This is a genomic window from Streptomyces morookaense (assembly GCF_013030945.1).
Classification (GTDB): Bacteria; Actinomycetota; Actinomycetes; order Streptomycetales; family Streptomycetaceae; genus Streptomyces; species Streptomyces morookaensis.
In genome coordinates this window covers 109,047-130,767 of the sequence record NZ_JABBXF010000004.1, presented here as the reverse complement: position 1 = coordinate 130,767, position 21,721 = coordinate 109,047, and the positions used below count along the sequence as shown (strand labels likewise).

The following is a 21,721-nucleotide window of genomic DNA, read 5'->3' as shown; positions in this document are numbered from 1 at the left end:
TTCACCTCCAGGGTTCAGTGTCACGCTGCACGGTCACCGATGCCTCCCGAGGCCTGTCACAGCTGATGCCCTTCGAGTTCGGACAGGGCGGTTTCGGCGCGCCGCTCGGCCTTGCGTGCTGTCTGCTCGGCATCCCGGAGCCGTTTACGGGCCTGCCGTGCGTCGTCCTGCACTTCACGGTGGTGCGCCCGCGCCTCTTCCAGGCGCACTTTCAGGTTCTCGACCTCCTGTGCGGCCTGTTGGAGGGCCTGCTCGGCCTGGTCGGCCTCCTCCTGCCGCTGGTCGAGCTCCTGTTGAAGGGAGCGGCAGGCGGCCTGGGCCTGGTCGGCGGCATGGCGGGCGCGCTCGACCCGTTCGGCGCGCTCACGCTCCTGGCGGCGTGCGCGGGCCGCTTCCAGCTCGGTCACGCTCGCCTTCCCGCGCTGTGCACGGCCGGTGCGGTGCCCGCGGGATGCGGGGGCGGAGGGGCGCAGCGGATGGACGGTGGCGGTCCCGGAGACCCCGGGGAAGCCGACGGGTGCGGTCAGCGGTTTGTCGAGGCGGCCGGCGGACCAGGCCCGGGCCGCTTCGGGGTCGGCGAGGGCCGCGTGGAGGGTCGCCTCGACCTCGCGCCGCGCCGTGTCGCCGAGCCGCCTTCCGGCCTCGGCGGCCAGCCGGACGGCCTGCTGCGCAAGCGTGGCGACCAGGGCGTGCTGCTGCCGGGTCAGCTCCCTCAACTGGGCGCCGTCGAGCTCGTGATGGGCCTGGCGCAGGTTCGCGCCCAGCTGCATGAGGGCGTCGGCCTGGTCCCGGCTGTGCCGGACGAGGAGGTTGCCGGCCCAGGCCGCGGCCGTCGGCCGGTGCAGTTCCTTGAGCTTCCCGGCGAGCGTCCGGTCGCCGGCCTGCCGGGCGGCGGCCGCGTACCGGTCGCGGGCGGCGGTGAACGCGTCGGGCGGCATCCCGTACAGCTCGTCGGCGATGGCATCGAAGTCCACCGGTCACCTCATGCGGCCTTCGTCCGGCCGCTTCCCCTTCTGTCGCCGAGCTCGTCGATGAGCTCCTCACGGCTCATCGAGGAGCGCCCCGGCACCCCGGCCTTCGCGGCGCGCTCGTACAACTCCGTCTTGTTCAGCGAGGCAAGGCCGGTGCGTCGGGAGCCGGCCCGTTTCCGGGGCGCTCCCCCGCGGCACCTCGTAGCCCTTGACGATCTTCTCGGCCGGGACCTCCTTGCCGGTGCGCTCGTCGACCCGGCGATTGCGGATCCGGTCGGAGGTGCCGCGCTGCAGCTGGTGGAAGCGGACCGTGTGCTCGTCCACCGCGCTGTACAGCCCCACGGGCACCGTGATCAGGCCGAGGGTGAGGGCACCCGACCAGATCGGCCTGGCCATGCTGATCAACTCCTTCGCCGGATCCGTCCGTCCTCACGCTCGCATCCCCGGCCGCCCTGCGCACGGCGGTCCCGTCCACGCGGCTGAGAGGGCGGGTGCCTCACGACGGGGCCGGGCGTTTCAGGGTGCGGAAAGTGGTAACCCGACTCCGGGTACGGCGCGAACAGCGGACGAAGGGACGCCCGATGACGAGCCCCGAGCAGGCAGGAGGTCGCCCGCGGCGGGGTCTCGGCGAGGAGGCCGAGGCCTACACCGCCGGCACGGACCACCCGCTGGGTGCCTACGCCGGGGCGATGGGCGTCTACGTGGCGGGCATCGCCGCTCTCGCCGGCCTGGCCAGGGCCACGCGTCGCGAGCTGCCCGATCCGACGCCGTGGGACGTCCTGCTGTGTGCCGGAGCGACCCACCGGCTGTCCCGGCTCGTGTCCAAGGACCCGGTGACCAGCCCGCTGAGGGCGCCCTTCGCCCGGTACCGCGGCACCAGCGGCCCCGCCGAACTGGAGGAGGAGGTCCGCGGCCGGGGTGCCCGCAAGGCCGTCGGCGAGCTGCTGACCTGCCCGTTCCGCACCGGCATGTGGATCACGACGGGCATCGCCGCCGGTATGGTCTTCGCCCCCCGCGCGACCCGGCTCGCGACCGCGACGCTCACCGCGCTCACCGGCTCGGACTTCCTGCATTTCGTGCGCGTCCGGGTGCAGCAGGCCGCCGGGGAGCAGTGATGGGCGGGCAGGCGGGCCCGGCGGTGCGGCCCCTTCCCCGTGGGGAGTTGAGCGCCGCCCTGCTCGACGCCCTGGCGGCGGATCCCGGCCGTGGGCGGCTGCCCGGACGGGCACTCGCCGAAGAGGCCGACGTGTACGGCGACGACCTCCAGCTCGCCCTGTACCTCTGCTACGAGCTGCACTACCGGGGCTGGCAGGGGGTGTCCGACGACTGGGAGTGGGATCCGGGGCTGCTGGGTCTGCGCCGGCTGCTGGAGCAGCGGTTCACGGCGGCGCTGCGTGTGGACGTCCCGTACGGGGACGACGCCCGCGCGGCGCTGGAGGAGCTGGTCACGGAACGGCCGGACGGCCGGGGAGTGACGCATTTCCTGCGGGACCGGGGGCACTGGTGGCAGCTGCAGGAGTACGCGGTCCACCGGTCGCTGTACCAGCTGAAGGAGGCCGATCCGCACGCGTGGATGATTCCGCGGCTGACCGGCCGTGCCAAGGCCGCGCTGGCCACGGTCGAGTACGAGGAGTTCGGTGCCGGACGTGCGGAGCGCGTCCACGCGGAGCTCTTCGCGGGCCTCATGCAGGACCTGGCCCTCGACGACACCTACGGCCACTACCTGGACGCGGTGCCGGCCGCCACGCTGGCCACGGTCAACCTCATGTCGCTCTTCGGCCTGCACCGTGCCCGCCGAGGGGCCCTCGTGGGGCACTTCGCGGTGCTGGAGTGCACCTCGCCGCCCGCCTCCCGGCGGCTCATGGAGGCGATGCAGCGGCTGGGCGCAGGGCCGGCGGCGACCGGTTTCTACGCCGAGCACGTCGAAGCGGACGCCGTGCACGAACAGCTGGTGCGGCACGAGGTCGTCGGGGATCTGCTGGAGCGCGAGCCCCGGCTGGCCGCCGACGTCTGCTTCGGCATCGCCGCCACCGGCCTGCTGGAGGACCGCTTCGCCGGTCATGTGCTCGGGGCCTGGGAGGCGGGCGGGAGCTCGCTCCGCACCCGGCCGTCGGTCTGAGCGCCTCCGGTCACGCGCCGGTCATGCTTCGTCGTGCGAGGGCGGGAGCCGCCTGCGGTGGCTGGTGTCGCACCAGGGGAAGATCCGGCTGCGCCGGCAGGTGCACAGGGCGACCACGGGCCGCTCCGAGCGCACGATCGCGCCGTCGTCCGTGACCACGTCGACGGGGCCTTCGACGAGCATCGGGCCCACGGGCGACGGCCACCGCACCCGCCGGGCCGGTGCGGGTGCCGGTTCCGGCGGCGGGTCAGGGGGCCTGGGCACGGATCACCACCAGTTCCTCCTTCTCCTGGCCGGGTTCGATGAGCCCCCGGTCGGCGAGCCAGTCGGCGCGGGCAAGTGTCACCGGCCCCAGCCGGGTCAGGACCCGGTCCGTGACCCGGGCGGGCAGGCCGGCGCGGGCGAGCAGTTCGAGGGTGACGTCCACGCGGCACAGCGAGGAGTGCACGAGCAGCAGCACCCCCGAGGGGCTCAGCACGGCGGGCACGCCGGCGCACAGCCGGTCCAGCACGATCCGCCCGTCCTCCCCGGCGTCGTGGGTGCGGGCGGCGCCGCGGGGCGGGTACCGGGCCGGGGGCGCGGGCAGATACGGCGGGTTGGCGAGGACGAGGTCGAACCGCTGCCCGGCGACCGGTCCCAGCAGGTCGCCGCGGACCGTGCGGATGGGGCGCCGGGCCAGCAGCCCGTTGAGGCGCGCGCTGAGCACGGCCCGGAGGGACACGTCGACGGCCGTCACCTCGGCGGCCCCGTGCAGGGAGGCCGCCAGGGCCAGCGCGCCGCTGCCCGTGCCCACGTCCAGGACCCGCGCGGCAGGCGGCAGGCACTCGCGCCGCAGCGCCGCGATCAGCAGGCGGGTGTCCTCCTGCGGCGCGTACACACCGGGAAAGGTGAAAAGCGGCACGCACTCCGGGTTACCGGAAGTCCCCCGCCTAAACCGGCGCACCGGTGGTACCTCCCGTACCGCACTTCGTTCGGCGGCAGCCGGATGGCAGCCGGGACCGGGGCTTTCGATACTGAGGGCGTCGCTGTCCGACTGCTGGGACGAACCGGGAGGGGTACGTCACCGATGCCCCACCGGCCCTGCCCGCGCGACCGCGATCCCGACACCGCCGCGGCCTTCGCCCGCCTGAAGCGGCTGGAGCCGGGCGGGAGGGAGCACGAGCAGGTCCGCCGGGAGATCATCGAGGCCTGGCTGCCCATGGCCGAGCGGATCAGCCGGCGCTTCCACAACCGGGGCGAGGCCACCGCCGATCTGCGCCAAGTCGCCGCGCTCGCGCTGGTCAGGGCGGTGGACGCCTACGACCCGGACCTCGGTCACGCCTTCCCCTCCTACGCGGTCCCGGCCATCACCGGTGGACTCCGGCGCCACTTCCGGGACTTCGTGGGTGCCGTGCGCATTCCGCGGCATCTCCAGCAGGCATCCGCTCTCCTCAAGAGGACACGTGCCGCGCTGGAGCAGGAGCTCCAGGCGGTCCCCACCGCGGCCGAGCTGGCGGCGGCCACCGGACTCAGCGAACGGGACGTGCACGAGGGACTGCGGGTCGAGCACGTGCAGCGCGCCTGGGTCCTGGACGCGCCCACCGGTGATGCGGACATCCGGCTGCTGGACGTCCTGGGCGACACGGACGCGGCGCTCGACGTGGTGCTGGACCGGGAGACGGCCCGGGCCCTGATCGCCCGCCTTCCCGAACGGGAGCGGTACGTGCTGTACCTGCGCTACTTCGAAGACCTCACGCAAGCGGACATAGGGGCGGTGCTCGGCATTTCGCAGATGCAGGTCAGCCGCATCCTGAAACGGGCACTCGGCCGTCTGCGCCAGTCCTCCGACGAGGCCGATCCCGTCTGAAGTCCCCGCGGCTGTCAGGGTGTTGCCGGCCCGCGGGCCGGGCGGCCGAGCTGCCGGACGGTCCAGCCCGCCGCGCGCCAGGTGTCGGCGTCGAGGAGGTTGCGGAGGTCGACCAGGACGGGCCGCGCGACGATGCCGGCCAGGTGCTCGTGGTCGGCGTCGCGGAAGTGGGGCCACTCGGTGGCCAGCACGACCAGCTCGGCGCCCTTGACGGAGGTCTCCAGGTCCTGCTCGTAGCCGAGACGGGGATGGTGGGCCTGCGCCGTGGGCACCGCGAGGGGATCGTGGACGGTGACGTCGGCACCCTGCCGGTGCAGGAGGGTGGCCACGGCGAGGGCCGGGGATTCCCGGATGTCGTCGGTGCCGGCCTTGAAGGACGCGCCCCACACGGTGATCTTGGTCCCGGCGACGCCGTGCCCGAGGGTCTCCTCGACGAGCCGCAGGGCGGCGGCCGGGCGGGAGTCGTTGACCTGCTCGACGGCGTGGAACAGGGCGGCCGCGTCCGGGGCGTCGAGGGCTTCGGCGCAGGCGGCGAAGGCGCGGAGGTCCTTGGGCAGGCAGCCGCCCCCGTAGCCGGGTCCGGCGTCGAGGCCGCCGCGGCCGATGCGCGGGTCGAGACCGATGGCGTCGGAGAGCTGCCGGACATCGGCGCCGGCCGCGGCACACATGTCGGCGACGCCGTTGATGAACGAAATCTTCATGCCGAGACAGGCGTTGGCGGCGCCCTTGATGAGTTCCGCCGTCGCGGGGTCGGTGATGCGGAGCGGGACCCGGTTGCGCACCAAGGGGGCGTAGAGCTCGCGGACGACGTCCTCCGCGTGCCGCGAGGCGACGCCGGCGACGATCCGGTCGGGCCGGAGGGTGTCCTCGACGGCGTGGCCCTCGCGCAGGAACTCGGGGTTCCAGACGACCTCGACACCGGCGCCCGCGGGTGCCAGGCGGGCGAGGAGGGCGGCCAGGCGTCCGGTGGTGCCGACGGTGACGGTCGACTTGCCGATGACGACGCAGGGCCGCCGCAGGTGCGGGGCCAGGGCGCGCACGGCGGCGACGACCTGCCCGGTGTCGTAACTGCGGCCGTCGGCGCCGATGGGGGTGCCGACGGCGAGGAAATGGACGTCGGCGAAGGCGGCGGCCTCGGCGATGCCGGTGGTGAAGTGCAGCCGGCCGGCGGCGAGATGAGCGGCCAGCAGTTCGGCGAGCCCGTCCTCGTGGACCGGGCACCGGCCCGAGTTGAGGCGGTCGGTCATCGCCGGGTCGAGGTCCACGCCGACGACCTCGTGGCCGATCTCGGCCATCGCGACGGCGTGCGGGATGCCCAGGTGGCCGCAGCCGATGACGGATACGCGCATGGTGCCGTCACCTCTTCCTGCTCCCCCGCTCCCGCCCTTGCGGAGGCGGCCGGGAGTCGCTTCTTCAGGCTCGCCCGCATTCCCGGGAGCGGCAATCGGGACCTTGTGGCGCACGGGACTTCCGGGGCCGTTCGTCTCGGGTGGAGTAGTCCACCGGCCTGTGCGAAGGTGAAGGAGCTGTCCTGCTGTGCAGACCGGGCGCACGTCCCGAGCCCGTGAGCAGCCCCCCGTCGGCCGCTGCGCAAGGAGGGCCGTCATGTATGGAGGCTGGAAACGTGCGGTGGTGACCGGAGGGGCCGGCTTCATCGGGTCCCATGTCTGTGAACGGTTGCTCGCCGGCGGCTCGGAAGTGCACTGCGTCGACAACCTGGTGACCGGATCGCGGGCCAACATCGCGCATCTGTCGGGGAATCGCCGCTTCTGCTTCGTCGAGACGGACGTCACGGACCCGGGCAGCATCGAAGCCGCCCCGGACCGGGTCGACCTGGTGCTGGACCTGGCCTGCCCGGCCTCGCCCGTCGACTACCTGCGGCTGCCCATCGAGACGCTGGAGGCCGGCAGCAACGGTACGCGCACGGCCCTGGAACTGGCCCGGCGCGACCGTGCCCGTTTCCTGCTCGCCTCCACCTCCGAGGTGTACGGCGACCCGCTGGAGCACCCGCAGAGCGAGGGATACTGGGGCAACGTCAACCCCGTGGGCCCGCGCAGTGTCTACGACGAGTCGAAGCGCTACGCCGAGGCGCTGGTCAGCGCCTACCGGCGCACCTACGGCACCGACACGTCGATCGTCCGCATCTTCAACACCTACGGGCCCAGGATGCGGTCCGACGACGGACGCGCCGTACCGACGTTCATCCGCCAGGCCCTCGCCGGGGATCCGCTGACGGTGGCCGGCGACGGCAGCCAGACGCGCTCCCTGACCTATGTCGACGACACCGTCGACGGCATCCTCTCCCTCGCGGCCAGCGGCCGGCCGGGGCCCGTCAACATCGGCGGCTCCGACGAGACGACCGTGCTCGAACTGGCCGAGCGCATCATCGGGTTGACCGGCTCGGCGTCCACCATCGCCTTCGTGGAACGCCCCGAGGACGACCCCGGCAAACGCCGGCCCGACACCGCGACGGCACACCGGCTGCTGGGCTGGCAACCGCGGGTGGACTGCGCCGAAGGCCTCAAACGGACCGTGGAGTGGTTCGCCCGGTCCCTCACGCCGTAGCGCCCAGCGGTGTCGGAGCAGCCGCCTCACCGAACGACGGAGCACGCCATGCGCATCCTCGGAGTCAACGCCCTTTTCCACGACCCCGCCGCCGCCCTGGTCGTCGACGGGCGGATCGTCGCCGCCGCGGAGGAGGAGCGGTTCTCGCGGCGCAAGCACGGGAAGCGGCCCGTCCCCTTCGCAGCCTGGGAACAGCCGGTCCGCTCCGCGGCCTGGTGCCTGGAGCGTGCCGGACTGCGCCCGGCCGACCTCGATGCGGTGACCTTCTCCTACGACCCGGCGCTGGCCCGGCCGGCCCTGTCGCTCGGGCTGGACGACCCCTGGGACGCACTGCGCCAGACCTATGCCGAGGAGGCCCCTTCCTTCCTGGCGGAGGCCCTGCCGGGGCTGGACGCGGAGCAGGTCCGGTTCGTCCCGCACCACGTCGCCCACGCGGCCTCCGCGGCCCTGGCGGGGCCGTACCGCGACAGTGCCGTCCTGGTGCTGGACGGGCGCGGGGAATGCGCCTCGCACCTCGCCGGGGTATACCGGGGCGGCGACCTGGAGGTGCTGGCCGCCCAGGAACTCCCGTCCTCGCTGGGGCTGCTCTACGAGGAACTGACCGAGCACCTGGGCTTCTTGCGCAGCAGTGACGAGTACAAGGTGATGGCGCTGGCGGCCTACGGCAAACCGCGGTTCCTGGAAGAGCTGCGCACCCATGTGCGGGCGACGGGCGACGGCGGCTTCGTGGCGCATGCCGTGCCGTGGACCGCGTACACCGAGCCGCGCGGACCGGAGGAGGGGTGGACGCAGGACCACGCGGACCTGGCCGCCAGCACGCAGGCCTGCCTGGAGGAGGTCCTCCTCGACCTGGTGCGGTGGCTGCACGGGCGCACGGGGGCCGAGTCGCTCGCCATGGCCGGCGGGGTGGCCCTCAACTGCGTGGCCAACTCGCGCATCGCCGCCGAGGGGCCGTTCCGCCGCATATGGGTGCAGCCCGCATCCGGCGACGCCGGCACCGCGCTGGGGGGTGCGCTTCAACTCGCCGCGTCCGGCGGCCGGTTGCCCGACCCGATGGAGGGCGCCGACCTGGGGCGGGAGTGGTCGGACGACGAACTGCGGGCCTGGCTGGACCGGGCGCACGTGCCGTACGAGCGGCCCGCGGACATCGCCGAGGCCGTGGCCGAGGAGCTGGCCCGGGACGGCATCGTGGCCTGGTTCCAGGGGCGCAGCGAGTACGGGCCCCGGGCACTCGGGCACCGTTCCCTGCTGGCGCATCCGGGGCGGGCCGAGAACCTGGAGCGACTCAACCACGTCAAGGGACGGGAGGAGTTCCGGCCGGTGGCCCCGATGGTCGTGGCGGACCGCGCGCCGGACATCTTCGAAGGGCCCCTTCCCAGCCCGTACATGCTCTTCGTGCACCGCGTGGCACGGCCGTGGCGGGAGCGGATCCCGGCGGTGGTCCACGTGGACGGGACCGCGCGGGTCCAGACGGTCGACCCGGCGCAGGAGCCGCTGGTGGCGCGGATGCTGGCCGCCTTCGAGCAGCGCACGGGACTGCCCGTCGTCGTCAACACCAGCCTCAACACGGCCGGCCGGCCCATGGTCGACGATCCCCGGGACGCGCTGGAGTGCTTCGGCTCGGCGCCGGTGGACCTGCTGGCGATCGGCCCGTACGCGGTGCGGCGGGGCCGGGCCTTCGCGGCGGCACTGGAGGCGACATGACCGCCTCCCCCGCATACGCGGTCGTCATCCCCACCGTGGGACGCCCCTGCCTCGCCCGCTGCCTCGCGGCGCTGGCCGATTCGGTGGGCCCCGGACCGCGCGAGGTGGTCGTCGTGGACGACCGCCCGGATACGCGTCCGCCACTGGATCTGGCGGCGCTGGGCCAACTGCAGGACGTGGCACGCCTGTTGCACAGCGGCGGCCGGGGGCCGGCGGCGGCGCGCAACACGGGCTGGCGGGCGGTCTCCGCGCCGTGGGTGGTCTTCCTCGACGACGACGTGCGGGTGACGCCCGCCTGGCGGACGAAGCTGGAAGCCGACCTGGGCGGCGCCCCGTCGAATGTCGGTGGAGTGCAGGGCCTCCTGGAGGTTCCCCTGCCCGCCGACCGACGGCCCACCGACTGGGAGCGCAACACCGCCGGCCTGGGCGGTGCCTGGTGGGCGACGGCCGACATGGCCTACCGCACGGCGGTGCTCTCCGCCGTGGGCGGCTTCGACGAACGGTTCCCCCGGGCCTTCCGCGAGGACGCCGACCTGGCCCTGCGGGCCATGGCCGCGGGGTGGGTGCTGGAGCGGGGCGCACGCGTCACCCGGCACCCGGTGCGGCCCTCCGACCCGTGGGTCTCGCTGCGCCAGCAGGCGGGCAACGCCGACGACGCCCTGATGGTGCGGCTGCACGGCCGGAACTGGTGGCAGCGGGCGGGAGCGCCACGCGGGCGGCTGCGGCGGCACGCGGCCGTCACCGCGGCCGGGGCCGCGGCGGCGGTGCTCGCCCTGGCCCGGCGCCCGGGCCCGAGCGCGGCGCTGGGGCTCGGCTGGGCGCTGGGGACCGCCGAGTTCGCGTGGACCCGGATATCGGCCGGCCCCCGTACTCCCCGCGAGGTCGCGGCCATGGTGGTCACGAGCGTCGCCATCCCGCCGCTGGCCGTCTGGCACCGGCTCCGCGGCGCCTGGCACCACCGTGGGGGGCAGCCGCTGCCGGCATCCGCACGGAGAGGCCCGGCGTCATGAGCGGCCGCGCCCTGCCCGCCGTCGTGCTGTTCGACCGGGACGGCACACTGGTCGAGGACGTGCCGTACAACGGCGACCCCGCACGGGTCGTGCCCCTGCCGGGCGTCCGCCGCTCCCTCGCACTGCTGCGCCGCCTGCGCGTGCGCACCGGCGTGGTCACCAACCAGTCGGGAATCGGCCGGGGACTGCTGACGCCCGCTCAGGTATGGAGCGTGAACGCCCGGGTGGAGGAGCTCCTCGGCCCGTTCGACGTATGGGCGGTCTGCCCGCACGACCCGGCCGAGGGCTGTGCCTGCCGCAAGCCGGCCCCCGGACTGGTCCTGGAGGCCGCCCGGCTGCTGGACGTGGCACCCGCGGACTGCGTACTGATCGGCGACATCGGCAGCGACATGGAGGCGGCGGCAGCGGCCGGGGCGGCGGGAGTGCTGGTCCCGACACCGATCACCCGGACCGAGGAGGTGGACCGGGCGCCCCGGTCGGCACATGATCTGCCGGCTGCGGTGCGCACCGTTCTCGACGGGGGGCGGGGGGTGGGGGACGGACAGGGGGAGGCGGACGACCTGCCGGACGCCGGGTGCACCGTCCACGACGAGGAGCCGGGGACCCGGGACGGTGGTCCCCGGTGAAAGCCCTGGTGGCGCGGCTGGACAGCTTCGGCGATGTCCTGCTCGCCGGGCCGGCCGTGCGGGCCGTCGCCGCGCGGGCCGATCGCGTGACGCTGCTGTGCGGGCCGCTCGGCGCCCCGGCGGCACGGATGCTGCCCGGTGTGGACGACGTGGTCGTGTGGGACGCGCCGTGGGTGGGTTTCGAGCCGCCGCCGGTCGTGGCGTCGGACGTGGCGCGGCTCGTCGAGCGCCTGGCGCAGGACCCGCCCGACGTGGCCCTCGTCCTGACCTCGTTCCATCAGAGCCCGCTGCCGCTGGCCCTGCTGCTGCGGCTGGCCGGTGTGGCGCGGCTCGCCGCCGACTGCGAGGACTATCCGGGTGCGTTGCTGGACGTTCGTCATCAACGGAGGCCGCACCGGCACGAGGTGGAGGCCGCGCTCGACCTCGCGGAGGCCGCGGGGTTCCCGTTGCCGGAAGGCGACGACGGGCGGCTCGCCGTGCGCCGGCCGCCCGCCGGGGGCTGTCCGGCCGGCGAGGACGGCTACGTCGTGGTGCATCCCGGCGCGGCGGTGCCGGCCCGCCGGTGGGGGCAGGAGCGGTATGCCGCCACCGTGCGGCTGCTGCAGCGGGCCGGGTACCGGGCCGTGGTCACCGGCGGGCCCGGCGAGCGCGGGCTGACGGCCTCCGTCGCCAACGGGGCGGCCCTCGACCTGGGCGGCCGCACCGGTTCGGCGGAGCTGGCAGGGGTGCTCGCCCGCGCGGCCGCCGCCGTCGTCGGCAACACCGGGCCGGCCCACCTGGCGGCCGCGGTGGGCACGCCCGTGGTGTCGCTCTTCGCCCCCGTGGTGCCGGCCGAGCGATGGGCACCGTTCGGGGTGCCGCACGTGCTGCTCGGGGACGCCGGGGCCGCCTGCGCGGGCACGCGCGCCCGCGTCTGCCCCGTCGTCGGGCACCCCTGCCTGGGGACGGTCTCGCCCGAGGACGTCCTCGCCGCCGTGGAGAAACTCACCGGGCGCGCCCCGGGCCTCGCGAAGTGGACGGAGTGGACGCCATGAGGATCCTGCTGTGGCACGTGCACGGCTCGTGGACGACGGCGTTCGTCCAGGGTCCGCACACCTGCCTGGTGCCGGTCACCCCGGACCGCGGGCCCGACGGGCTGGGCCGCGCCGCCACCTTCGACTGGCCCGAGTCGGTGGTCGAACTGCCCCCGGAGCGGCTGCGGGAGACGGATGTCGACCTGCTGATCCTCCAGCGCCCGCACGAGTTCGAGCTGGCCCGGCAGTGGCTGGGCCGGCGCCCCGGTCCCGACGTGCCCACGGTCTACCTGGAGCACAACGCGCCGGGCGGCCCGGTGCCCGACACCCGGCACCCGGCCGCCGACCGGCCGGGGGTGACGATCGTCCACGTCACCCACTTCAACCGCCTGATGTGGGACTGCGGGCCGGCGCCCACCGCCGTCGTCGAGCACGGCATCGTCGACCCGGGACCGCTGTGGACGGGCGGGCTGGAGCGGGCCGCCGTCGTGGTCAACGAGCCGCTGCGGCGCGGCCGTACGACGGGCACGGACCTGCTCGGCTACTTCTCCGGGGCGGCTCCGCTGGACGTCTTCGGCATGCGCACCGAACACCTCGCCGAGCGCCTCGGCCTCGCGGAGGAACGGTGCCGCGGGCAGGAGCTGACGCAGTCCCGGCTGCACCGCGCGCTGGCCGAGCGCCGGGTCTACCTGCACCCGGTGCGGTGGACCTCGCTGGGCCTGTCGCTGCTCGAGGCCATGCATCTGGGCATGCCGGTGGTGGCCCTGGCGACCACGGAGGTCGCCGAGGCCGTCCCGGCGGGCGCGGGCGTGGTCTCCAACCGGCTCGACGTGCTGCACGACGCCGTCCGCGGCTTCATCGCCGAGCCCGAATCGGCCCGCGAGACCGGCCGGGCGGCGCGGGCCGCGGCGCTGGCGCGGTACGGCCTGGCGCGGTTCCTCGACGACTGGGACCGGCTGCTCAAGGAAGTCACCCGATGAAGATCGTCATGGTGTCGGAACATGCGAGCCCGCTCGCCGTGCTCGGCGGGGCGGACGCGGGAGGGCAGAACGTGTACGTCGCCCGCCTGGCGGACCGGCTGGCCTGCCGGGGCCACGAGGTGACCGTCTACACCCGCCGGGACGACGACGCGCTGCCGGACAGGGTGCCGATGCCGTCCGGGGCGGTGGTCGAACACGTCCGCGCCGGGCCCGCCCGGGCCCTGCCCAAGGACGAACTGCTCGAACACATGCCCTACTTCGGGGCCTGTCTCGCCCGCAGCTGGCAGCAGGAACCGCCCGAGGTGGCGCACGCCCACTTCTGGATGTCCGGCCTCGCCGCGCTGCTGGCCACCACGCACCTGACGGTGCCGGTCGTGCAGACGTACCACGCGCTGGGCACCGTCAAGCGGCGGCACCAGGGCGACGCCGACACCAGTCCGCCCCGCCGCCCGGACATCGAGCGGCGGATCGGCATGTCCTGCGCCAGGGTCCTGGCCACCTGCTCGGACGAGGTCCGGGAACTGACGGCCATGGGCATCCCCGGCCACCAGTGCTCCGTCGTGCCGTGCGGGGTGGACACCGACCACTTCACCGCGCGGGGCCGCATCTGCCTCACCCCGGGCCGCCGGACCCGGTACCGGCTGCTGACGATCGGCAGGCTCGTCGCACGCAAGGGCGTCGACCTGGCCCTGCGCGCGCTGGTCCGCATCCCCGACGCCGAACTGCTCGTGGCAGGAGGGCCTCCCGGCGACTGCGTCCTGGAGGACCCCGAGGCGATGCGGCTGCTGGGCCTCGCCCGGCATCTGGGCGTCGCCGACCGGCTGGTGCTGCTGGGCAGCGTGCCGCACGACGACATGCCCGCACTGATCCGCAGCAGCGACATCGTCCTCTGCACCCCCGTCTACGAGCCGTTCGGGATCGTGCCGCTGGAAGCCATGGCCTGCGGCGTGCCGGTGGTCGCCACGGACGTCGGCGGTCACCGCGACACCGTCGCCCACGGCGAGACGGGACTGCTGGTCGAGCCCGGCCGCCCCGATCTCCTCGCAGATGCCGTACGGGATCTGCTCGATGCCCCGGAACGCCTGGCGGCCTTCGGCGACGCCGGGCGGACGCGCATGCTCCGCCGGTTCACCTGGGACCGGGTGGCGGACGGCGTGGAGAGTGTCTACCACTGGGTCGCCGCCCCCGTATCCGTCCCCTCCGGAGGTGCCCGATGACGACCACCCGCACCGGCCCCGCGGCCCCGACGGCGCACGGCGACCACTGCGGCCGCCTCCTCACCGCCCTGGAACACTTCCGCGCCGAACAGGCGGCCACCGCCGAACGGTGGGGGGCGCGGCTGGCCGCGACCCTGGCCGCGGGCGGCCGGCTGCTCGCGGCGGGCAACGGCGGCAGCGCCGCCCAGGCCCAGCACCTCACCGCCGAACTCGTCGGCCGCTACCGCACGGACCGGGCGCCGTTCTCCGCGATCGCCCTGCACACCGACACCTCCAGCTGCACCGCCATCGTCAACGACTACGGCGCGGACGAGCTGTTCGCGCGGCAGGTCCGGGCGCACGCCCGGCCGGGCGACGTGCTGATCCTCATGTCCACCAGCGGCGCCAGCCCCAACCTGCTGTCCGCCGCCACGGCCGGGCACGAGTCCGCCGCCCGGGTGTGGGCCCTGACCGGCCCCGCGCCCAACCCGCTCGCCGAGGCCGGCGACGAGACCCTGTGCGTGGAGGCCGGCTCCACCGCGAACGTCCAGGAACTGCACCTGGTGGCCGTGCACTTGATGTGCGGCGCCTTCGACAGCGCGCTGGGCCTGTGAGAAGGGGATGCCGGCCATGGACGACACGCACGGGACGACGCCCCTGGTGGTCGTCGGGGACGCACTGCTCGACCGGGATCTGACGGGAACGGCCGAGCGGCTCGCGCCGGACGCCCCCGTGCCCGTCCTGGACGGCTGCACCGAGCACCTCCGCCCGGGCGGCGCGGCGCTGGCCGCGTATCTCGCCGCGCGCGGGGGACGCCCCGTCACGCTCGTCGCCGCACTCGGCACGGACCCGGCGAGCCTGCAGGTGCGGGCGCTCCTGGAACCCCTCGTGACCCTGGTGCCGCTCCCCCTCGACGGTGAACTGCCCGAGAAGACACGGGTCATGGCGGGCGGCAGACCCGTGGTGCGGCTCGACCGCGGCTCCGGCCGGGCCTCCGGCACCGCCGACGCGGCGCGCCGGGCCGTGGCCGGGGCGGCGGCGGTGCTCGTCGCGGACTACGCGCGGGGCGCCGCCGACGCTCTGCGCGGGGAGCTCGCCTCCCGCGCCCGGGGCACCACGCTGGTGTGGGACCCGCACCCGCGGGGCGGCCCGCCGGTCCCGGGCACGCGGCTGGTGACGCCCACGGACGAGGAGGCGCGCCGGTTCATCGGCCGGAACACCGGCGGGGACGACCTGCAGACGGCGGCCCGCATCGCGGCGGAACTGGTACGGAGCTGGCAGGCGGCCGGGGTTGCGGTCACCCTGGGCGCGCGGGGAGCGCTGCTGTCCGACGGGGACAGCCCGCTCCTCGTCCCGGCGGCCGCCCGGTACGGCGGTGACGCGTGCGGGGCCGGGGACTGTTTCGCGGCCACGGCCGCCGGACTGCTGGGCGACGGTGCCCTGCCCGCGGAGGCCGTGCAGGGCGCGGTGGCGGCGGCGGGCCGGTACGTGGCCGAGGGCGGGGCCTCCACCGCCGTCCGCAGCCCGCTCCCGGACGAGGACCGCGGGCCCGGGGCGGACGGAACCGCCACGGACCACGACGGCATCGAGCTGGCCCGGCGCGTCCGGGCGGCCGGGGGCACGGTCGTCGCGGCGGGAGGCTGCTTCGACCTGCTGCACGCCGGGCACGTCAGCATGCTCCAGCAGGCCCGGGGCATCGGCGACTGCCTGATCGTCTGCCTCAACTCGGACACGTCGGTACGGCGCCGCAAGGGACCGTCCCGGCCCGTCAACCCGCTGCCCGACCGCATCCGGGTGCTGCGGGCCCTGCAGTGCGTGGATGCCGTCGTCGCCTTCGACGAGGACACCCCGGAACAGGTGGTGGACCGGCTGCGTCCGCACGTCTGGGTGAAGGGCGGCGACTACTCGGTGGAACAGATGCCGGAGGCCGCGCAGTTGTCCGCATGGGGCGGGCAGGCCGTGCTGTTGCCGTACGTGGACGGGCGGTCGAGCACCCTGCTGGCGACGCGGGCGGCGGCCGGCCGCCGGGTGCCGTGACCCGCCGGATGCTGGTGCTGCGGGCGCTGGGCCTGGGTGATCTGCTCACCGGGGTGCCGGCGCTGCGGGCCCTGCGGCGCGCGTATCCCGGCCACGAGCTGATCCTCGCGGCACCCCCGGAGCTCGCCGAGGCCGCGGCGGCGACCGGTGCCGTGGACACCCTGCTCCCGGCCTCCGCCCCCGGGCGCGCCGTTCCCGGCCCGCTGCCGTGGACGGGTCCACCGCCGGACGTCGCCGTCGACCTGCACGGCAACGGCCCGCCGAGCCACCGGCTGCTGCTGGCGCTCGGCCCCGCCAGGCTGCTGGCCTTCGCCCATCCGGAGACGCCCGAGGTGGACGGTCCTCCGTGGTTCCGCCACGAGCACGAGCGGGAGCGCTGGTGCCGGCTGCTGCGGGCCTACGGCATCCCCGCCGACGCCCGTGACCTGGCGCTGCCGCGCCCGCCCGGCGCCTCGCCGGCGCCGGGCGCCGTCGTGGTGCACCCCGGTGCCGCCTCGGCCGCCCGGCGCTGGCCCGCCGAGCGCTACGCCGCCGTGGTCCGCGAACTGCTGCGGCGCGGGCACCGGGTGGCGGTCACCGGCGGCCCCGGCGAGGAGGAGCTGGTGGCCGCCGTCTCCGTCGGCGGGGCCGATGCCTTCCCGGGCGGGCTGCCGTTCGGCACGCTGTCCGCGCTCGTCGCCGGCGCGACGGCGGTGATCAGCGGTGACACCGGCCCGGCCCACCTCGCCGTCGCGTGCGCGACGCCCAGCGTGACGCTCTTCGGTCCCGTGCCGCCCGCCCTGTGGGGGCCCCCGCCGTCGCCGCTGCACGCGGCCCTCTGGCACCCGGGCCCCGCCGGTGATCCGCACGGCGGACAGCCGGACCCGCTGCTCCTGCGCATCGGAACCGCGGAGGTCCTGCGGGCCGCGCTGGGGGTCATGGCCCGCCGGCGCGTCTGCCCCGCCTCGTGAGGACGTCCCGGACCCGGTCGAGAAGTCCGGTGCCGGGCAGCACCGCCGGGCCCGCCGACTCGGCCTGCGGGGCGGGCGGCCGGGGCCGGGTGGGTGCGGTGGGCCGGTCCGCGCGGACCTTCTCCCCCAGCTCCCGCAGTTCCGCGGCCGGGCAGACGGCCTGCAGCAGGGGGAAGAGCCGCTGTTCCTCCTCCACGGCGTGCGAAGTCACCAGGGTGACGAGCTCGACGAGCAGCCCGTCGAACTCCCCATCGTCCGGCCGCCGTTGATCCAGCTCCTTCAGGACGCGCTCGATCCCGGCGTGGTTCGCGAGTCCCCGGTCGGCCCAGGCGGTGCCGCGGGGCAGGTACCGGCGGACGGCCGGGTACAGGTGCTCCTTCTCGACGGCTCCGTGGCGTACGAGGTCGATGGTCACCCGGTCGGCCAGATCCTTGCGTTCCGCGCTGCCGGGAGCGGCGGCACGGATGCGGTCGAAGAGCTGCTGCACCGCCCGGTGGTCGGCGGTGAGTTCGCCGATGATGCCGGAGTCCTGCGTGTCGTCTGGCACTGGGCTCCTCCGCAGGGTGTGTGCCGTGTGTGCCTCCCCTTCCCCGTGCCGCGTGCGGCCGTACCGCCGCTGGTCCGATCGGCAGCACCCCTTGGGGGGAACGTCCGGCCCGTCGTGCCGGTGGTATCCGGTGCCGGAGCGGGGCCGTGCCGTCATCTACCTGTCGGTGCGATCGGCACGAGAGGAAGCGTGAAGGGCACATGCGCATGCTGCTGCGGCGACGGAGGCAGATGCTCGAGGCCCGGGCGCGGCAGGCCGCATTCAGCGGATACGTCGGTGCCGACCGCCGGGCCCCGGTGTCCGAGGCGTTCGGGATGCTGTTCAGGAAGGCCTTTCCCGACCACTGGTCCTTCCTGCTCGGCGAGATCGCGCTCTACAGCTTCATGGTGCTCGTCCTCACCGGCAGCTACCTGACCCTGTTCTTCGACCCCAGCATGGCCGAGAGCCCGTACCAGGGCCCGTACGCACCTCTGCGCGGCCTGCTCGTCACCGGCGCCTACGCCTCCACGCTGCACATCTCGTTCGACGTGCGCGGCGGGCTGCTGATCCGGCAGATGCACCACTGGGCCGCCCTGGTCTTCGTCGCCGCGGCGGCCGTGCACATGCTGCGCATCTTCTTCACCGGGGCCTTTCGCCGGCCGCGTGAGCTCAACTGGGTCATCGGCGTCACGCTGTTCATGCTCGCGCTGTTCGAGGGTTTCTGCGGCTACTCGCTCCCGGACGATCTGCTGTCCGGGACGGGGCTGCGCACGGCCAGCACGATCGTGATGTCGATTCCGGTCGTCGGCACGTATCTGAACTTCTTCGTGTGGGGCGGGGCGTTCCCGGGACATGCGGTGATCCGCCGCCTGTACATCGCCCATGTGCTGTTCGCGCCGGGGCTGTTGATCGCGCTGATCGCAGCGCACCTGGTGCTGGTCGTGTATCTGAAGCACACGCAATGGCCGGAGCGGGGGCGGACGAACCGGAATGCGGTCGGGCAGCCGATGTTCCCCCAGTTCACGGCGAAGTCGGCGGGCCTGAACCTGATGGTCTTCGGGCTGATCGCGGTGCTGAGCGGTATCGCCCAGATCAACCCGGTGTGGAATTTCGGCCCTTACCGCGCCGACCAGGTGTCGACGAATGCCCAGCCGGACTGGTACGTGGGATTCCTCGAAGGCGCCCTGCGGCTCATGCCCCCGTGGGAGAACGCCGTGGGCGGGCACACCCTCATGTGGAACGTCTTCCTGCCCGCGGTGGTGCTGCCCGGCCTGCTCTTCCTCGTGCTCTACCTCTACCCCTTCTTCGAACGGTGGGTCAGCGCCGACCTCTTCGAGCACCATCTGTGCGACCGGCCCAGGAACCGGCCCGTCCGCACCGGTCTGGGGGTGGCCGGAGTCGTGTTCTACGCGGTGCTGCTGGCGGCGGGCGGCAACGACGTGGCGGCATGGAGCTTCCGGATCTCGGTCGATGCGCTGACCTGGATCTACCGGGTCGCGGTGATCGCCGGGCCGGTGATCACCTTCCTGGTCGCCAAGCGCGTGTGCCTCGCGCTGCAGGCGCACGACCGTCGGCTGCTGGAGGAGGGGAAGGAGACGGGGACGGTCCGCCAGTCCCCGGAGGGCGGGTTCGGCGAGGGCAACGAGCCGCTCGACGCGGCTCACCGCTACCGGATGCTGGTGCGCGACATCCCCGCGCCCCTGGAGCGGCCGGCGGCGGGGGCGCCGCGCCGGTACCGGCTGCGGGCGGCGCTGAGCACCTGGTTCTACCGGGACCGGGTGGAGATGCCGGCCACGGCCGAGCAGCGCCTGCAGGTCTCGGGCCGGACGCTGGGTCCGCTGCCGCGGGCGGAGGAGGAGTAGCGGGCTGTGCCACAGCGCCCCGTCAGGGGCGCCCCTCAGTCGCCGGCGTCCACGAACTGCAAGGCCATGCCGATGATTCCCGCCATCGTGATGCCGGCACCGGCGATGAACAGCCACAGCCCGAAGACGATGCCGAGCATCAGCAGGGTCGCCCCCAGCGCCGTCAGAGGCGGGTAACCGCTCTGCGGCGGGAAGAAGTCCACGACCCCGGCCCGCTCGTGGATCTCCGAATCGGGGCGGTCCTCGGGTCTGCGGCCCTTCCGGCGGTGGTTCATGGCGCAGAAGAAGGCGATGACCGAGGCCATGAGGAACGACACGGTGAGCGCCGCGCCGCCGGCCGGTTCTTTTCCGGACCACCAGATGTAGGCGACATCGGTGACGAGGAAGAAGGCCGCGACGCCGGAGAAGAGAAAGGCCTCGGTCTTCACGGGTTCTGTTCTCCGAGGGTGTCGGGGCTCGGCTCCACCGTGCCGCTGGTGAGCGGCAGGGCGAGCACTTCGGGGTGGTGGAGGTCGAAGGCGGGCGAGTCGGAGCGGATCCGCGGAATGGCGTCGAAGTTGTGACGCGGCGGCGGACAGCTGGTGGCCCACTCCAGGGAGCGCCCGAACCCCCAGGGGTCGTCGGTTGCGACCTTCTTGCCGAAGCGCGTGGTGATCAGGACGTTGTGGAGGAACGGCAGGGTGGACAGGCCGAGCAGGAAGGCCCCGACGGAGGAGACCGTGTTCAGCAGGGTGAAGCCGTCGGCCTCCAGGTAGTCGGCGTAGCGCCGGGGCATGCCCATCGAGCCGAGCCAGTGCTGGACGAGAAAGGTCGTCTGGAATCCGGTGAAGAGGGTCCAGAAGTGGATTTTGCCGATGCGCTCGTCGAGCATTTTGCCGGTGAGCTTCGGCCACCAGAAGTAGAAGCCGCCGAACATGGCGAAGACGATGGTCCCGAAGAGCACGTAGTGCAGGTGGGCGACGATGAAGTAGCTGTCGGTGACGTGGAAGTCCAGCGGCGGCGAGGCGATGACGACCCCGCTGAGCCCGCCCAGCAGGAAGGTGACCATGAAGCCGACCGCCCACAGCATGGGTGTCTCGAACGAGAGGCTGCCCCGCCACATGGTGCCGATCCAGTTGAAGAACTTCACCCCGGTCGGGACGGCGATGAGGAAGGACATCATCGAGAAGAAGGGCAGCAGCACCGCCCCGGTGGCGAACATGTGGTGGGCCCAGACCGTGGCGGAGAGCATGGTGATGGCGATGGTGGCGCCCACCATTCCCGCATAGCCGAAGACCGGTTTGCGGCTGAAGACGGGCACGATCTCGGTCACCACGCCGAAGAACGGCAGGGCGACGATGTAGACCTCGGGATGCCCGAAGAACCAGAACAGGTGCTGCCAGAGAAGTGCTCCCCCGTTGGCCGCGTCGAACACGTGCGCACCGAATTTGCGGTCCGCCTCCAGGGCCAGCAGCGCGGCCGTCAGGACGGGAAAGGCGGGCAGCACCAGGATCGCGGTGAACAGGACGTTCCACGTGAACATGGGCATCCGGAACATGGTCATGCCGGGGGCCCGCAGACACAGGATCGTGGCGATGAAATTGACCGAGCCCAGCGTGGTGCTCAGTCCCGCCAGTACCAGGCCCATGGCCCACAGGTCGCCGCCCGCGCCGGGCGAGAAGACGGCGCTGTTCAGCGGGGCGTAGGCGAACCATCCGAAGGCGGCCGCGCCGCCGGGGACGACGAGCCCGGAGACGACCGTCAGCCCGCCGAAGAGGAACAGCCAGTAGGTCAGGGCGTTGAGGCGGGGAAAAGCGACATCGGGGGCGCCGATCTGCAGCGGCATGATCGCGTTGGCGAACCCGGTGAACGTCGGGGTCGCGAAGAGCAGCATCATGATCGTGCCGTGGATGGTGAACAGCTGGTTGTACTGGGTCGTGCTGAGGAACTGCAGGCCGGGCCGGGCCAGCTCGGCCCGCATCAGCATCGCCAGAAGCCCCCCGAGCAGGAAGAACCCGAAGGAGGTGGCCAGGTACATGTTGCCGATCGTCTTGTGATCGGTCGTGGTGAGGTAGTTCCTGATCCTGCTGCCCTGGCGGACGCGCGGATTGCGGGAGGGGTCCTCCTCCAGGCCGCGATCGTGCTGCAGTTGCGCCATGGCCCCTCCGGAGCGCTCGGTGGCGGTGACGGCCGCCTCGGCATCGCGCTGCTGCGGACAGCACATCTGTGTAGCCGTCACGCCCGGTCCACAAACGTCGCGCCGGGTAAACGGAGTACCGCGCGCTGCACCGGTTCGCCCGGCGGGGCACCCTGGAGACGTAGGGCCGTCCGAGAATC

22 protein-coding genes are annotated in these 21,721 nt (G+C 73.8%); 14 read left to right on the top strand and 8 right to left on the bottom strand.

Translation table 11 applies throughout. The features are described from left to right. Positions 1–56: 56 nt before the first annotated feature. Positions 57–974 carry a hypothetical protein gene (locus tag HG542_RS02265; RefSeq protein WP_171078278.1) on the bottom strand — a complete coding sequence of 306 codons (918 nt, stop codon included), beginning with the start codon at positions 972–974 and terminating at the stop codon, positions 57–59. Between the two features lie 66 nt (positions 975–1,040). Beyond that, positions 1,041–1,367 (bottom strand): Ku protein, encoded by a 327-nt coding sequence (locus HG542_RS36340; RefSeq protein ID WP_171078277.1) that lies wholly within the window; start codon positions 1,365–1,367, stop codon positions 1,041–1,043. A gap of 185 nt (positions 1,368–1,552) precedes the next feature. Here HG542_RS36340 and HG542_RS02255 point away from each other — a divergent pair, with 185 nt between their 5' ends. Both HG542_RS02255 and HG542_RS02250 read left to right on the top strand, forming a co-directional pair. Continuing rightward, positions 1,553–2,086 carry a DUF1360 domain-containing protein gene (locus HG542_RS02255; protein ID WP_171078276.1) on the top strand — a complete coding sequence of 178 codons (534 nt, stop codon included), beginning with the start codon at positions 1,553–1,555 and terminating at the stop codon, positions 2,084–2,086. After that, on the top strand, positions 2,086–3,090 hold the full coding sequence (locus HG542_RS02250) for an iron-containing redox enzyme family protein (protein ID WP_171078275.1): 1,005 nt from the start codon (positions 2,086–2,088) through the stop codon (positions 3,088–3,090). Before HG542_RS02255 ends, HG542_RS02250 begins: the two co-directional genes overlap by 1 nt. Positions 3,091–3,111: 21 nt before the next feature. On the opposite strand, the gene HG542_RS02245 is transcribed toward HG542_RS02250, so the two are convergent. Both HG542_RS02245 and HG542_RS02240 read right to left on the bottom strand, forming a co-directional pair. Continuing rightward, positions 3,112–3,354, bottom strand: a complete 243-nt coding sequence (locus HG542_RS02245) for a CDGSH iron-sulfur domain-containing protein (protein WP_373313059.1) — start codon at positions 3,352–3,354, stop codon at positions 3,112–3,114. Then, on the bottom strand, positions 3,338–3,967 hold the full coding sequence (locus HG542_RS02240) for a HemK2/MTQ2 family protein methyltransferase (protein ID WP_229922464.1): 630 nt from the start codon (positions 3,965–3,967) through the stop codon (positions 3,338–3,340). The genes HG542_RS02245 and HG542_RS02240 overlap by 17 nt, the downstream gene beginning before the upstream one ends. A 189-nt stretch (positions 3,968–4,156) precedes the next feature. Between HG542_RS02240 and HG542_RS02235 the strand changes: the two genes are divergently transcribed. Then, complete coding sequence (locus tag HG542_RS02235; protein ID WP_171078273.1) at positions 4,157–4,936, top strand: sigma-70 family RNA polymerase sigma factor; 780 nt, start codon at positions 4,157–4,159, stop codon at positions 4,934–4,936. A gap of 14 nt (positions 4,937–4,950) precedes the next feature. Here HG542_RS02235 and HG542_RS02230 read toward each other — a convergent pair whose 3' ends face one another. After that, positions 4,951–6,285, bottom strand: coding sequence for a UDP-glucose dehydrogenase family protein (locus HG542_RS02230; RefSeq protein WP_171078272.1), 1,335 nt, complete (start codon positions 6,283–6,285; stop codon positions 4,951–4,953). Positions 6,286–6,541: 256 nt separating this feature from the next. Between HG542_RS02230 and HG542_RS02225 the strand changes: the two genes are divergently transcribed. Genes HG542_RS02225 through HG542_RS02180 form a run of 10 tightly spaced genes read left to right on the top strand, consistent with a single transcriptional unit; the run spans position 6,542 to position 17,017 of the window. Beyond that, entirely contained in the window at positions 6,542–7,501 is a 960-nt protein-coding gene (locus HG542_RS02225) for a UDP-glucuronic acid decarboxylase family protein (protein ID WP_171078271.1), read from the top strand. 48 nt (positions 7,502–7,549) lie between these two features. Then, complete coding sequence (locus HG542_RS02220; RefSeq protein WP_171078270.1) at positions 7,550–9,205, top strand: carbamoyltransferase family protein; 1,656 nt, start codon at positions 7,550–7,552, stop codon at positions 9,203–9,205. After that, positions 9,202–10,215 carry a glycosyltransferase family 2 protein gene (locus HG542_RS02215; RefSeq protein WP_171078269.1) on the top strand — a complete coding sequence of 338 codons (1,014 nt, stop codon included), beginning with the start codon at positions 9,202–9,204 and terminating at the stop codon, positions 10,213–10,215. Before HG542_RS02220 ends, HG542_RS02215 begins: the two co-directional genes overlap by 4 nt. Next, on the top strand, positions 10,212–10,841 hold the full coding sequence (locus HG542_RS02210) for a D-glycero-alpha-D-manno-heptose-1,7-bisphosphate 7-phosphatase (protein ID WP_171078268.1): 630 nt from the start codon (positions 10,212–10,214) through the stop codon (positions 10,839–10,841). The genes HG542_RS02215 and HG542_RS02210 overlap by 4 nt, the downstream gene beginning before the upstream one ends. Further along, positions 10,838–11,875, top strand: a complete 1,038-nt coding sequence (locus HG542_RS02205; protein ID WP_171078267.1) for a glycosyltransferase family 9 protein — start codon at positions 10,838–10,840, stop codon at positions 11,873–11,875. The genes HG542_RS02210 and HG542_RS02205 overlap by 4 nt, the downstream gene beginning before the upstream one ends. Further along, positions 11,872–12,834, top strand: coding sequence for a glycosyltransferase (locus tag HG542_RS02200; protein ID WP_171078266.1), 963 nt, complete (start codon positions 11,872–11,874; stop codon positions 12,832–12,834). Before HG542_RS02205 ends, HG542_RS02200 begins: the two co-directional genes overlap by 4 nt. Next, complete coding sequence (locus HG542_RS02195; protein ID WP_171078265.1) at positions 12,831–14,051, top strand: glycosyltransferase; 1,221 nt, start codon at positions 12,831–12,833, stop codon at positions 14,049–14,051. The genes HG542_RS02200 and HG542_RS02195 overlap by 4 nt, the downstream gene beginning before the upstream one ends. After that, positions 14,048–14,644, top strand: a complete 597-nt coding sequence (locus HG542_RS02190; RefSeq protein ID WP_171078264.1) for a D-sedoheptulose-7-phosphate isomerase — start codon at positions 14,048–14,050, stop codon at positions 14,642–14,644. The genes HG542_RS02195 and HG542_RS02190 overlap by 4 nt, the downstream gene beginning before the upstream one ends. 16 nt (positions 14,645–14,660) lie before the next feature. Then, positions 14,661–16,067 (top strand): D-glycero-beta-D-manno-heptose 1-phosphate adenylyltransferase, encoded by a 1,407-nt coding sequence (rfaE2, locus tag HG542_RS02185; RefSeq protein WP_171078263.1) that lies wholly within the window; start codon positions 14,661–14,663, stop codon positions 16,065–16,067. 8 nt (positions 16,068–16,075) lie between these two features. After that, entirely contained in the window at positions 16,076–17,017 is a 942-nt protein-coding gene (locus HG542_RS02180) for a glycosyltransferase family 9 protein (protein WP_227723006.1), read from the top strand. On the opposite strand, the gene HG542_RS02175 is transcribed toward HG542_RS02180, so the two are convergent. Next, on the bottom strand, positions 16,983–17,564 hold the full coding sequence (locus HG542_RS02175) for a hemerythrin domain-containing protein (RefSeq protein ID WP_227722855.1): 582 nt from the start codon (positions 17,562–17,564) through the stop codon (positions 16,983–16,985). The two genes, HG542_RS02180 and HG542_RS02175, sit on opposite strands and share 35 nt — an antisense overlap. Before the next feature lie 206 nt (positions 17,565–17,770). Between HG542_RS02175 and qcrB the strand changes: the two genes are divergently transcribed. After that, positions 17,771–19,405: a cytochrome bc1 complex cytochrome b subunit gene (gene qcrB / locus HG542_RS02170; RefSeq protein WP_171078440.1), complete on the top strand. Its 1,635-nt coding sequence runs from the start codon at positions 17,771–17,773 to the stop codon at positions 19,403–19,405. A 35-nt stretch (positions 19,406–19,440) separates the two neighbouring features. On the opposite strand, the gene ctaF is transcribed toward qcrB, so the two are convergent. Together ctaF and ctaD are read right to left on the bottom strand one after the other, a co-directional pair. After that, positions 19,441–19,833 (bottom strand): aa3-type cytochrome oxidase subunit IV, encoded by a 393-nt coding sequence (gene ctaF, locus HG542_RS02165; RefSeq protein ID WP_171078260.1) that lies wholly within the window; start codon positions 19,831–19,833, stop codon positions 19,441–19,443. Next, the gene (gene ctaD / locus HG542_RS02160) at positions 19,830–21,542 is read right to left on the bottom strand and encodes an aa3-type cytochrome oxidase subunit I (RefSeq protein WP_171078439.1); all 1,713 of its coding nucleotides are present in this window, start codon (positions 21,540–21,542) and stop codon (positions 19,830–19,832) included. Before ctaD ends, ctaF begins: the two co-directional genes overlap by 4 nt. Between the last annotated feature and the right edge of the window lie 179 nt (positions 21,543–21,721).

Bases quoted from the DNA above. Each gene is read 5' to 3' on its own strand.
- rfaE2 (WP_171078263.1), top strand. From the start codon at position 14,661: ATGGACGACACGCACGGGACGACGCCCCTGGTGGTCGTCGGGGACGCA.
- HG542_RS02210 (WP_171078268.1), top strand. From the start codon at position 10,212: ATGAGCGGCCGCGCCCTGCCCGCCGTCGTGCTGTTCGACCGGGACGGC.
- HG542_RS02190 (WP_171078264.1), top strand. From the start codon at position 14,048: ATGACGACCACCCGCACCGGCCCCGCGGCCCCGACGGCGCACGGCGAC.
- HG542_RS02180 (WP_227723006.1), top strand. From the start codon at position 16,076: ATGCTGGTGCTGCGGGCGCTGGGCCTGGGTGATCTGCTCACCGGGGTG.
- HG542_RS02235 (WP_171078273.1), top strand. From the start codon at position 4,157: ATGCCCCACCGGCCCTGCCCGCGCGACCGCGATCCCGACACCGCCGCG.
- HG542_RS02225 (WP_171078271.1), top strand. From the start codon at position 6,542: ATGTATGGAGGCTGGAAACGTGCGGTGGTGACCGGAGGGGCCGGCTTC.
- HG542_RS02195 (WP_171078265.1), top strand. From the start codon at position 12,831: ATGAAGATCGTCATGGTGTCGGAACATGCGAGCCCGCTCGCCGTGCTC.
- HG542_RS02255 (WP_171078276.1), top strand. From the start codon at position 1,553: ATGACGAGCCCCGAGCAGGCAGGAGGTCGCCCGCGGCGGGGTCTCGGC.
- HG542_RS02215 (WP_171078269.1), top strand. From the start codon at position 9,202: ATGACCGCCTCCCCCGCATACGCGGTCGTCATCCCCACCGTGGGACGC.
- HG542_RS02250 (WP_171078275.1), top strand. From the start codon at position 2,086: ATGGGCGGGCAGGCGGGCCCGGCGGTGCGGCCCCTTCCCCGTGGGGAG.
- HG542_RS36340 (WP_171078277.1), bottom strand. From the start codon at position 1,367: ATGGCCAGGCCGATCTGGTCGGGTGCCCTCACCCTCGGCCTGATCACG.
- ctaD (WP_171078439.1), bottom strand. From the start codon at position 21,542: ATGGCGCAACTGCAGCACGATCGCGGCCTGGAGGAGGACCCCTCCCGC.
- qcrB (WP_171078440.1), top strand. From the start codon at position 17,771: ATGCTGCTGCGGCGACGGAGGCAGATGCTCGAGGCCCGGGCGCGGCAG.
- HG542_RS02230 (WP_171078272.1), bottom strand. From the start codon at position 6,285: ATGCGCGTATCCGTCATCGGCTGCGGCCACCTGGGCATCCCGCACGCC.
- HG542_RS02200 (WP_171078266.1), top strand. From the start codon at position 11,872: ATGAGGATCCTGCTGTGGCACGTGCACGGCTCGTGGACGACGGCGTTC.
- HG542_RS02220 (WP_171078270.1), top strand. From the start codon at position 7,550: ATGCGCATCCTCGGAGTCAACGCCCTTTTCCACGACCCCGCCGCCGCC.